Here is a 12,082-nt window from a genome sequence, read left to right on the forward strand (position 1 = left end):
TGTGTTTATATTAATGTAATTTATTTCTTAACAACCTTAGGTGCAAGCGTCAAAAACATACGCTTACCTTCTAATTTAGGTAGTAACTCTACCTTGCCTATATCCTCAAGGGCCTGAGCAAATTTCAATAACAAGATCTCACCTTGTTCTTTGTAAACAATCGCTCTACCTTTAAAGTGAACATAAGCCCTAACTTTCTCACCATTCTCCAGGAAACTAACAGCATGCTTTAGTTTAAACTGAAAATCATGATCGTTAGTGTTAGGTCCAAAACGGATCTCCTTAATTACAGTTTGTTTTGCGTTTGCTTTAATCTCTTTCTGCTTTTTCTTCTGCTCGTAAACAAACTTACTGTAATCAATAATCCTACAAACCGGAGGTACTGCATTTGGAGATATCTCTACCAAATCCAATTCCAATTCGTCGGCAAGGGCCAAAGCTTTTGCCAAAGGATAGATCCCCGGTTCAACATTATCTCCAGCCAATCGCACCTCTTGTGCTCTGATATGCTGATTAATATTATGTTCTGCTTCTTTTTTCTTAAAAGGAGGACGTGGTCCCCTGTTAAATCCTGGTCTGCCTAATGCCAAATTTGTATATTGTTTAAACTGTTATTTCTTTAATTAATAATTCACTAAACTCCTGCAGGGTCATTTCACCTAAATCTCCCTCGCCATGTTTCCTTACTGATGCCTTTCCTTCTGCCATTTCCTTCTCACCAATAATCAACATATAAGGGATTTTCTTAACCTCTGCATCCCTGATTTTCCTTCCAATCTTCTCATCCCGGAAGTCAATCAGCCCGCGAATATCGGAATTATTTAGTTCATCTGAAACTTTTTTTGCATATTCTTCATACTTTTCAGAGATAGGAAGGATAATAAATTGCTCCGGAGATAACCATAATGGGAAATTACCCGCACAATGCTCAATCAAAACAGCAATGAAACGCTCTAAAGAGCCGAATGGAGCCCTGTGAATCATCACTGGTCTGTGTTTCAGGTTGTCGCTTCCAGTGTACTCCAATTCAAAACGCTCAGGTAAATTATAATCAACCTGAATGGTTCCAAGTTGCCATTTTCTTCCCAAAGCATCCTTAACCATGAAATCCAATTTCGGACCATAGAAAGCTGCCTCACCGTACTCAACTACTGTCGGCAAACCTTTCTCCGCAGCAGCTTCTATAATCGCTGATTCTGCAAGGTGCCAGTTTTCGTCGCTTCCAATGTATTTTGATTTATTTTCCGGATCTCTTAAGGAAACCTGAGCCGTATAATTATCAAAACCTAAAGATTTGAAAACATACAATACCAGGTCAATTACCTTTTTAAACTCCTCTTTTACCTGATCTGGTCTGCAGAACAAATGCGCATCATCCTGAGTAAAGCCACGAACACGGGTTAAACCATGCAGTTCACCACTTTGCTCATAACGATAAACCGTACCAAACTCTGCAAAACGCAAAGGAAGATCCTTGTAAGAACGAGGTTTAACCTTATAAATCTCGCAGTGATGCGGACAATTCATCGGCTTCAAAAAGAACTCCTCTCCTTCCTGTGGTGTTTTTATCGGCTGAAAAGCATCCTTACCATATTTCTCATAATGGCCGGAAGTAATGTATAAGTTCTTATGACCGATATGCGGTGTTACCACCTGCTCATAACCAGCCTTACTCTGTGCTTTTGTTAAAAACTGAACCAGACGTTCGCGCAAAGCAGCACCTTTAGGCAACCACAATGGCAAGCCCATACCTACTTTTTCAGAAAAAGCAAACAGTTCAAGTTCTTTACCCAATTTACGGTGATCTCTTTTCTTAGCCTCTTCAATCATATGAAGGTACTCAGTCAGTTCACTTGCCTTAGGGAACGTTACGCCGTAAATACGGGTTAATTGTTTTCTTGTTTCGTCGCCACGCCAGTAAGCACCTGCAACGTTCATTAGTTTTACAGCTTTTACAAATCCTGTATTAGGAATATGTGGACCGCGACAAAGATCTGTAAACTCCCCTTGTGTATAAAAAGTGATCTTACCATCTTCTAAACCTTCTAAAAGGTCTAGCTTATACTCATCACCCTTTTCTTCAAAATAAGCAATAGCATCGGCCTTAGAAACTGATTTACGAGCAAAAACTTCTTTCTGTTTTGCCAGTTCAATAATCTTGGTTTCGATAGCTTTAAAATCATCTGAAGAGAACTCTCTGTCGCCAAAATCAACGTCATAGTAAAAGCCGGTTTCAATAGCCGGACCAATACCGAATTTCGTTCCAGGATATAAAATCTCTAAAGCCTCTGCCATGATATGCGCAGATGAATGCCAGAATGTAGCTTTACCAGCCTGATCGTTCCAGGTTAATAGTTTAACAGAAGCATCAGCCTCAATAGGCCTCGATGAATCCCAAACTTCGCCGTTTACTTCGGCAGCTAAAACATTACGGGCAAGACCCTCTGAAATTGATAATGCAATTTGATGGGCAGTTGTGCCCTTTTCATACTGACGACTAGAACCGTCAGGAAGTGTAATATTAATCATCTACAACTATGATTTAAAAATTAATGAAATTGTTAAAAGTAATCACGTACTAAGTGATTTTTAATACTGCGAAGATAAGAAAATACTTGTCTAATATCAGGGTAAAGGCATTAAAATCGTAATGGCCTAAAAAGTGAGTTCGGAAAGAACTGCTTGAACTTGCTGTTTTTTAGGACACTATCCAACTTTTTATAGCATTTGTTGTTTTCCTATCTAACTAAGTTTACCCGGATTATATAGTCCAGGAGATTTTTGAGCTTAATATTCCGTGCTTTCAAGCCAACCACTCGCTAAAACATCAGCCAAATGCATGGTTTTTAAAGAAATATTATTTTTGTCGATATATCCCTGTAGATGCATCAGGCAGGATAAATCCGTAGAAATAACATATTCAGCACCTTGCTCCAATGCATTGTTTACTTTCTGTTCGGCCATGGCAGAAGAAATAGCATCGAACTTAACTGCGAAGGTTCCACCAAAGCCACAGCACATATCCGTATCTTTCATTTCAACCATCTCCAGTCCGTGGACTTTAGACAACAATTGCCTTGGTTCCTCTTTGATCTTACACTCTCTCAACCCACTGCAGGAATCATGGTAAACAGCTTTCCCCTCCAATTCAGCGCCAAAGTAATCTCTTTTCAATACATTCACCAGAAAGTCGGAAAGCTCAAATATATTACCTTGTACGTTCCTGCATTTATTATGAACGGTCGTATTGGTAAACAAATCATTGAAACCATTTTTCACCATCCCTACACAAGAAGCCGATGGTGCAACGATATAATCTGTTTCCGAAAAGTCATTTAAAAACTTAATCCCTGTCTCTTTAGCCTGCTCCCAGTAACCTGCATTATAAGCAGGTTGTCCACAACAAGTTTGAGCAGAATTATAATACACCTCACAACCGCACTTTTCCAATAACTTAATGGTATTAAACGCGGTTTCAGGATACAGCTGATCAATAAAACAAGGTATAAATAATTCTATCTTCATGTAGGTAAATTAAGAATGGCTATCGGCCTTCGCCAATTTCGGTTCTATTTTTTTAAGCAACAGCAAAAATACCAATCCTATTACAAAAAATGACGCCAAAGCAATAATAGAATTCCGCATACTGCCGGTCGCCTCTTCTATAAAGGCAAAACTGAACAGACCAATTACAATCGCCATCTTCTCTGTAACATCGTAAAAACTAAAGAATGAAGCTGTATCAGGCGTATCGGCAGGCAAATATTTAGAATAAGTAGAACGCGATAAGGATTGGATCCCTCCCATGATCAGACCAACGATTGCAGCCAAACCATAAAACTGATATTCATTACTTATAAAATACGCACAAAAACAAGCAGCGATCCAAATGATAACCACAAAGATCAACACCTTAATATTACCTATTTTTTTTGCAAAGTTCGACATTAGTACTGCACCTGCGATAGCTACCAGCTGTATGATTAGAATCACAGCAATCAGTTTTGCAGTCCCCAATTGTAACGTTTTCTCACCAAAACCAGCCGCGGCCAGCATAATCGTCTGCACGCCCATAGAATAAAAGAAGAAAGCCAGCAAAAACTTCTTCAAAAACTTCATATGCTTTAACTGTTTCCAAACTTTGATAAGCTCCTGAAAACCATTGTGAATTACATTTTTGTTAATCGCCTTATAATTGGGGCTTCCCGCAGGTAATCTTTTAAAAGATATCTGGGCAAAACCAATCCACCACAAACCAACCAGCAAAAAGGATAACCTTGGTGGAAAAGAAAGATCTGTAATCCCAAACAGCTCTGGCTTCAATACAAAAACAAAGCAAACCAGCTGTAGCAATACACTTCCAATATATCCAAAAGCATATCCTTTGGCACTTACCCGGTCCTGCTGATCTGGCGTCGCAATTTCAGGAAGATAGGAATTGTTAAACATCACCCCTCCTACATAGCCCATTGCTGCAATAGCAAAACAAATGATTCCAATTTCAAGGGTTTCGAGTTTGAAGAAATAAAGTCCTATACACGCCAAACCGCCCATATAAGTAAACAGTTTCATAAACAGCTTTTTATTACCTCTGTAATCCGCCATCGAGGAGAGGATAGGTAATAAAATAACCATAATCAAATAGGCTATCGAAAGCGCATAATTAGACAAAGCGGTGTTAGTAAAAGTCCTGCCAAAAAATGTAACCTGGTCGCCATGCTCCTTGGTTGTAGTAATTATCGTGTAATAAGCAGGAAATATCGTTGAGGTGATAACTAAGTTATAAGCAGAATTGGCCCAATCAAAAAATGCCCACGATCGAATAACTTTCTTGTTGTTTTTAAGTTCCATGAATCAAATAAGGATGCTAAAGTAGCTAAAAAAGCACTAATCAGGCTAATTTACTTTTTCCAATTTAGCAGCTCCGGATTTCCGCTCATCTACCTTTTTAGGATTACCTTTATAATAGATTTCACTGGTTCCTGAAGTTTTAACTTTCAAATCATTAAGCACATTAATATTCGCTTTCCCTGTGCCATCAATATCGATGTTGTAAATACCAGCAACAAAATCAAAAGCATTTAACTGCCCTGTTCCATTAATTTTTAAATTATGTGTACCCGTCTGACCAGTCAATGTAATTTTAGTTACGCCATCAGCTTTTGTAGTTACTTTAGATGCATTCACATTCAGATTTACCTTTGAAGCGCCCGAAAATGTAAAATCTACATCGCCTGCATAAATCGGACCTTCCCCTGCAACCTCAACAGCACCTGACAGATTCAACTCCTTTAACTCTCCTATTCCTGCGTGCACCACAATTGAATCCTGTCCACAGTAGTTAGCATCATCCAGTTTAATCTTTAATTCAGAGCCAGAAACCTTAGCTTTTACATAAGTAATAATATTTGAATCTGCTTCAACCCGGATACTATAGCTGCTATCCTGGGTAATCACCAGTTTAATTGCGCCTTCTACTTTTATCTCGTCAAAATTCTTTACAGTGACTGTTCGGCTAATATGATTACCAGAATCTTCAATACAATTGCTATCACATCCTGCGAGTAAAACAGGGATAAAAAAGCCAATAAGGGATATGTTCTTCATAAGTTTAAAGATAATAATTTTTACCATCTGTTTTAATTTTTCCCGCGTCAAGCAATACACGGATCTGCTCCAGGCGCTCATTTTCAGTACCCACATGAATCCCAGCAACCAAATCATCCAGGGAACGCATCTCAACTTGTAAAAGGGTCACAATTTCAAAGTCAATTCTATCGGGCAACTCATCCGCATCATCTGCCTTCTTCTCTGCCAGACACACATCGCATACCCCACACTTTTCTCCTTCCGGCTCATCAAAATACGCCAGCAACTGTATACTCCTGCACTCTTTTTTACCCATATAAGCCAACACGGCCTTGACCTGATCAGTCTGGATTTGCTTACGCTGTTCGATATACCGGGCATCGATATCCATATGATTAAAATCCAACCTTGGTCGCAAATATTGCAATTGCGGCTGGTCTGTTTGCGGCAGATAGGAAAGCAATCCCTGATCCTGCAAATTGTTCAGGTGCCGCACAACATCCTTAAAGGAAATCCTGGTTTTCCCGGCAATATCAGCTTCACTGATCTTCACATACTGTTCAAAAGCACCTCCATAAGACCTTAAGATAGATTTTATAAGCGGATCATAACCAGCATTCTCTATTTGAAATCTATACAGATCTTCGTTACCTACCACAAACAACAATCTGGAAGGTAAAAATATATTCTCCGATAAAGTGAGGTAACCGTCATGCTCCAAAAACTTCAGTGCAGCCATGGTTTTTATGACCCCGACATTAAATCTTTTGCAAAAATCTGCCAGATCAAAACTGAAGGTCAATCCTTCACCGGCACCATAAGCCAATTGAAAATAATTGCCCAAATAATGATAAACCTTTTTGATCTCTTCAACCGTTGGGAAACTATCCGCATACTTAGCTTTGAGAGATAGTTCATCAGACTTATTCGCCAGCAAAACAGCATAAGCCTTCTGCTCATCCCTTCCGGCTCTTCCAGCTTCCTGATAGTAAGCCTCTAAGCTATCCGGCAGATCTAAATGCACAACAAAACGAACATCCGGTTTATCAATCCCCATTCCAAAAGCATTGGTGGCTACCATTACCCTTATCCGGTTGCGTTTCCAGTCCTCCTGCTTTTTAAAACGCTCATCTTTCTCCACGCCGGCATGATAAAAATCCGCGGCAATTCCGTTCCTGCTTAAAAAATGAGCAACCTCTGCGGTCTCCCTTCTGTTACGCACGTAGACCAGTCCACTCCCCTTCACATTGTTAACGATACTGATTAGCTTTCTATACTTATCTTCATCATTTAACACAACGTAACTCAGATTTTTACGGGCAAAGCTCTGTACAAAAACATTAGGTTGTTTAAAGTGTAGTTTCTCTACAATATCGTTTCTAACAAAACGGGTTGCTGTAGCAGTAAGGGCCAGCACCGGCACTTCAGGATGAATTTCTCTGATCTCATTAACCTTCAGATAAGGGGGTCTGAAATCATATCCCCATTGTGAAACGCAATGCGCTTCATCAACAGCAATTAAATTCACATTCATATAGGAGATGCGAATACGCACCAATTCCGATAATAATCGCTCAGGAGATAAATACAAAAATTTGATGTTTCCGTAAATACAATTATCCAACAGGATATCTATTTCCCGTTTACCCATCCCGGCATAAATCGCAACAGCATCAATACCTTTTGCTTTCAACCCCTCTACCTGGTCCTTCATCAGGGCCACCAAAGGTGAGATCACAATACAGATCCCCTCTTTTACCATTGCCGGTACCTGGAAACAAATAGATTTCCCTCCACCTGTAGGCAATAGCGCCAAAGTATCATTCCCCTGTAAAACAGACCTGATGATGTCATCCTGTAACGGTCTGAAACTATCAAATCCCCAATATCGCTTTAATATCTCTGCTTCGTTCATAAAAAGGTTGCCCATCAAAACTATAAAAATGAACTGATATTACTAAATTAGCCCTCTAAATTACACTTCGGATCATATGAGAACATCATTTTTACTATTAATTTTCCTATTAATACTTCAATCGTCGTTCTCCCAGGATAAAAAATGGGATATAGAAAAGTATAAGGGTACAACCAAAACCTTTACTTTAAATACTGATGAAGGCACTTGGATGAACCTCGATGTGAGCCCTGATGGTAAGGATATCGTATTCGATATGCTGGGAGATCTCTATACCATGCCCATTATTGGTGGTCCGGCAGTATTGTTAAGTGGCGGACCTGCCTGGGACATTCAACCCCGCTTTAGTCCGAATGGAAAATATATTTCCTATACAAGTGATAAAAATGGTGGCGATAATATCTGGATTATGAACCGCGACGGTTCTGCTAAAAGACAGGTAACCAAAGAAACCTTCCGTTTGCTCAATAACGCCACATGGATGCCCAACAGCGAATACCTTATCGCACGCAAACACTTTACAGGCAGTCGTTCTTTAGGTGCCGGAGAAATGTGGATGTATAACATTTATGGTGGTGAAGGTGTACAACTAACCAAAAGAAAAAATGACCAGCAGGATGCCGGAGAACCAAATGTTTCACCCAATGGCAGATATCTTTATTATAGTGAAGACATGTCGCCCGGCCCTAACTTTGAATACAGTAAAGATCCCAATGGGATGATATATGCCATTAGGCAACTAGACCTCACAACAGGAAAAATAACCAATCTGATTGCTCAGGCCGGAGGTGCAGCGAGACCACAAATATCCCCTGATGGTAAAATGATGGCCTATGTAAAGCGAATCAGATTAAAATCTGTATTGGTATTGCAAAACCTGCAAACAGCTGAAGAATGGCCAATATATGAAGAGCTTTCACACGATCAGCAGGAAACATGGGCCATTTTTGGTGTGTACCCGAATTATGCCTGGACACCAGATGGAAAAAGCATCGTATTTTATGCCAAGGGAAAGATCAAAAAGATCGACCTCCATTCCTTATTCACCAACATCATTCCATTTCATGTAACTACCTCTCAAACCATCCAGGAGGCGCTCAATTTCCCTCAACAAGTATTTAACCCTGAAGTTTCGGTAAAAATGATTCGCCAGCTCACTACATCAGCTGATGGTAAGTTTGTCGTTTTCAATGCAGCCGGATTCTTATACAAAAAAGACCTCCCGAATGGCACACCAGAAAGAATAACCAAAAGCCTTGATTTCGAATTTGAGCCTGAAATCAGCAGCGATGGCAAATCAGTTATTTATACCACATGGAGCGACGAATTTAAAGGTGCTGTAAAAAAAACAGACCTTAAATCCGGAAAAACCGTAACCCTAACAGAAGAAAAAGGTTTCTACTACTCACCTTCATTTTCTAACAAAGGAGACAAAATCGTATTCAGAAAAGGAGTAGGAAATGATGTATTGGGTTACTCCTACGGGCGTGGAACAGGTATATTCACCATGTCGGCGAATGGTGGACCTAAAACCCTTATCTCCGAAAGCGGTATCAAACCATTGTTCAATACCGACGACACAAGGATCTATTTCCAATCCTCCGAAGGCGGAAAGAAAGCCTTTAAAAGTGTCGATTTAAATGGCGGCAATGAGCGCACACATTACACCTCTACCTATGCCACACAATTTAGCCCTAGTCCGGATGGCAAATGGATGGCTTTTACCGAACTGTTTAATATTTATGTAACCCCAATGGTTACAGCCGGTACTGCACTCGAACTGTCATCAACCAATAAAGCCATACCACTTACCCGTATTACAAAGGATGCAGGTACCTATATTCACTGGAGCAATGACAGCAACAATCTATTCTGGACATTAGGAGAACAATACTTTAGCCGGGAGGTTAAATCCGCTTTTAACTTTACGGATGGCTCTACACAAGGTATTCGCCCACCTGATAGTGTTGGGCTGACTATAGGATTAAAACTAAAAAGTGATGTACCCACCGGATTCACCGCTTTAACTGGTGCTAGAATCATCACCATGAAAGGTGATGAAGTCATAGAAAATGGAACCATACTTATTGAAAACAATAAAATTGTATCCATTGGCAAAGATCTGCCATTACCACCAAACACCAGAGTTATTGATGTGACCGGAAAAACCATTATGCCTGGTATGATAGATGTACATGCCCATTTACGTACCAGTCCCGATGGTATAAGTCCACAAAATGATTGGTCGTACCTCGCCAACCTGGCCTTTGGTGTAACCACTTCGCATGATCCTTCCAGCAATACCGAAATGGTGTTTAGTCAATCCGAAATGATTAAAGCAGGTCGGTTAGTTGGCCCTCGCTTATACTCTACAGGTTCCATTCTTTATGGTGCAGATGGCGACTTCAAGGTGGTTATTAATAACCTCGACGATGCCTTATCAAACCTTAGAAGGTTAAAAGCTGTAGGTGCATTTTCAGTAAAATCTTATAATCAGCCCCGTCGTGATCAACGTCAGCAAATACTCGAAGCAGCCAGACAATTAAAAATGATGGTTGTTCCCGAAGGCGGATCAACATTCTTTACCAACATGAATATGGTAGCTGATGGACATACAGGCATTGAACACAGTATTCCGGTTGCCCCGGTGTATAAAGACATTACCAGTTTCTGGAACAAAACCCAGGTAGCCTACACCCCTACGCTTATCGTAAGCTACGGTAGTCAGTGGGGAGAAAACTACTGGTACGACAGAACCAATGTTTGGGAAAATGAACGGTTAATGGCTTTCACACCCCGCTCAATTATAGATCCACGCGCCCGTAGAAGAACGACTTCAGAATATGGTGACTATGGCCATATCGAAGTTGCCAAAGCAACAAAACAAATTGCAGATGGTGGCACCAAAGTAAATCTAGGTGCACATGGACAAATCCAGGGCCTTGGTGCGCATTGGGAACTATGGATGCTGGCTCAGGGCGGCATGACTCCTTTACAAGCCATCCGCTGTGCTACAGTAAATGGTGCTGCTTACCTGGGCATGAGCAAGGAAATCGGTTCTCTGGAAGTTGGCAAACTTGCAGATCTGATTGTTATGGATGCCAATCCATTAGATGACATCAGAAATTCTGAAAAAATCAAGTACGTCATGATTAATGGTAGAATCTATGACAGCCTATCTATGAACGAAATAGGTAATCGAGAAAAAATGCGCGGCAAACTATGGTTTGAAAACGGAAAAGGAATGGTGTACACCTTCCCTACAGGAATTTCTGAAACATGGACTTACACAATTCCAAACTGTGAGTAACACCTCCTTTTAATTTTTTAACTTACAGGTTCTGGGCAATCACGAAACCGCTTGCCCAGGCCCATTGAAAATTATAGCCACCAAGCCAACCTGTAACATCAATGCATTCACCTCCAAAATAAAGACCAGGAACCTGTTTGCATTCCAGCGTTTTGGAGGACAGTTCATTGGTATCTATTCCCCCACGCATCACTTCAGCTTTATCATAGCCCTTATCACCCGCCGCTTTTACCATAAACCTGTGAATGGTTTGTTCAATCAATTCCAATTCAACTTTAGTTAGTGCTGCTACCTGTTTTTCTATTGGCAAATATTTACCAAGCGCATCTGTAAATTTCTTTGCATAAAAACGGTTAAACAAGGTCGACAGCAATGTTTTCCCATTATGTTTACGTTCCGTTTCTATTAATTCCGTTATATTTTGATGAGGCAACAGATCAATATTAAATACCTCGCCACGCTTCCAGTAAGAGGAGATCTGCAAAATTGCCGGACCACTTAAGCCCCAATGCGTAAAGAGTATATTCTCTTCAAATGCTATCCGATCATTGCTTACCTTACAGAAAACGCTGTTACCCGATAAATGAGCATACCACTCTTCATCTTTCCCGGTTATAGTTAGTGGCACCAAAGCCGGTGCAGTTTCAACAATTTTCAACCCCTGTTTCCTCGCAAAGCGCAAAGCAAAATCAGTAGCCCCCATTTTTGGAATAGGTAAGCCACCTGTTGCAATAACCAATTTGGGTGCCTTTAAAATACGGGTTTTGTTTCCCTTTTCATATTTTACGCTAAATCCATCAGCAAGTAATTCTATATCCGAAACTTCCGCATTACAGATCAGCTGTTGCCCAAAATCTTCACAAATCGACGTAAATACCGAAACAACATCCTTCGCATTCTTTCCTTCAGGAAACAACTGTCCAAGAGTCTTCTCCTTTCCATCAATGCCATAGGTTTCAAAAAAACTAATGGTATCATCAACTGTCCACTGCGTAAAAGCCGATTTTACAAAATGTTTATTCTCGGATATAAACTGTTCATCGGTGGCATACATATTTGTATAATTACATCTTCCCCCTCCCGAAATCAGGATCTTAGCACCTGGCTGATCATTTTTCTCCAACAAAATAACCCGCTTACCAAGGTACCCCGCCTGTACCGCACACATCAAACCGCAAGCTCCGGCCCCAATAATTATAGCATCTGCATCCATCAATCCGTTTATATTGTTATTTTTGTGCAAAATAAGCATAACTTTTTCATATAGA

8 protein-coding genes are annotated in these 12,082 nt (G+C 40.3%); 1 reads left to right on the forward strand and 7 read right to left on the reverse strand.

Going from position 1 to position 12,082, the window contains the following annotated elements; genetic code table 11:
• Positions 1 to 20 precede the first annotated feature (20 nt).
• From infC to B9A18_RS15220, 6 genes are all read right to left on the reverse strand, one after another.
• Positions 21 to 590 (reverse strand): translation initiation factor IF-3, encoded by a 570-nt coding sequence (infC, locus tag B9A18_RS15195; protein WP_084290180.1) that lies wholly within the window; start codon positions 588 to 590, stop codon positions 21 to 23.
• Between the two features lie 13 nt (positions 591 to 603).
• Entirely contained in the window at positions 604 to 2,529 is a 1,926-nt protein-coding gene (gene thrS / locus B9A18_RS15200; protein ID WP_084290181.1) for a threonine--tRNA ligase, read from the reverse strand.
• Positions 2,530 to 2,787: 258 nt separating this feature from the next.
• Positions 2,788 to 3,525, reverse strand: a complete 738-nt coding sequence (locus tag B9A18_RS15205) for a (Fe-S)-binding protein (RefSeq protein ID WP_084290182.1) — start codon at positions 3,523 to 3,525, stop codon at positions 2,788 to 2,790.
• A 9-nt stretch (positions 3,526 to 3,534) separates the two neighbouring features.
• A complete protein-coding gene (locus tag B9A18_RS15210) occupies positions 3,535 to 4,851 on the reverse strand; it encodes an MFS transporter (protein ID WP_084290183.1) in 1,317 nt (438 codons plus the stop codon).
• A gap of 45 nt (positions 4,852 to 4,896) precedes the next feature.
• Positions 4,897 to 5,607, reverse strand: coding sequence for a head GIN domain-containing protein (locus tag B9A18_RS15215; RefSeq protein WP_235005335.1), 711 nt, complete (start codon positions 5,605 to 5,607; stop codon positions 4,897 to 4,899).
• Positions 5,608 to 5,611: 4 nt separating this feature from the next.
• Positions 5,612 to 7,504 carry a RecQ family ATP-dependent DNA helicase gene (locus tag B9A18_RS15220; RefSeq protein ID WP_084290379.1) on the reverse strand — a complete coding sequence of 631 codons (1,893 nt, stop codon included), beginning with the start codon at positions 7,502 to 7,504 and terminating at the stop codon, positions 5,612 to 5,614.
• A gap of 76 nt (positions 7,505 to 7,580) precedes the next feature.
• Between B9A18_RS15220 and B9A18_RS15225 the strand changes: the two genes are divergently transcribed.
• A complete protein-coding gene (locus B9A18_RS15225) occupies positions 7,581 to 10,814 on the forward strand; it encodes an amidohydrolase family protein (RefSeq protein WP_084290185.1) in 3,234 nt (1,077 codons plus the stop codon).
• 22 nt (positions 10,815 to 10,836) lie between these two features.
• On the opposite strand, the gene B9A18_RS15230 is transcribed toward B9A18_RS15225, so the two are convergent.
• Positions 10,837 to 12,066 (reverse strand): BaiN/RdsA family NAD(P)/FAD-dependent oxidoreductase, encoded by a 1,230-nt coding sequence (locus tag B9A18_RS15230; RefSeq protein WP_235005336.1) that lies wholly within the window; start codon positions 12,064 to 12,066, stop codon positions 10,837 to 10,839.
• Positions 12,067 to 12,082 lie beyond the last annotated feature (16 nt).

The organism is Pedobacter nyackensis (assembly GCF_900176505.1).
Taxonomy (GTDB): domain Bacteria; phylum Bacteroidota; class Bacteroidia; order Sphingobacteriales; family Sphingobacteriaceae; genus Pedobacter; species Pedobacter nyackensis.

Bases quoted from the DNA above. Each gene is read 5' to 3' on its own strand.
- B9A18_RS15230 (WP_235005336.1), bottom strand. From the start codon at position 12,066: ATGCTTATTTTGCACAAAAATAACAATATAAACGGATTGATGGATGCA.
- thrS (WP_084290181.1), bottom strand. From the start codon at position 2,529: ATGATTAATATTACACTTCCTGACGGTTCTAGTCGTCAGTATGAAAAG.
- B9A18_RS15210 (WP_084290183.1), bottom strand. From the start codon at position 4,851: ATGGAACTTAAAAACAACAAGAAAGTTATTCGATCGTGGGCATTTTTT.
- B9A18_RS15215 (WP_235005335.1), bottom strand. From the start codon at position 5,607: ATGAAGAACATATCCCTTATTGGCTTTTTTATCCCTGTTTTACTCGCA.
- B9A18_RS15220 (WP_084290379.1), bottom strand. From the start codon at position 7,504: ATGAACGAAGCAGAGATATTAAAGCGATATTGGGGATTTGATAGTTTC.
- B9A18_RS15205 (WP_084290182.1), bottom strand. From the start codon at position 3,525: ATGAAGATAGAATTATTTATACCTTGTTTTATTGATCAGCTGTATCCT.
- B9A18_RS15225 (WP_084290185.1), top strand. From the start codon at position 7,581: ATGAGAACATCATTTTTACTATTAATTTTCCTATTAATACTTCAATCG.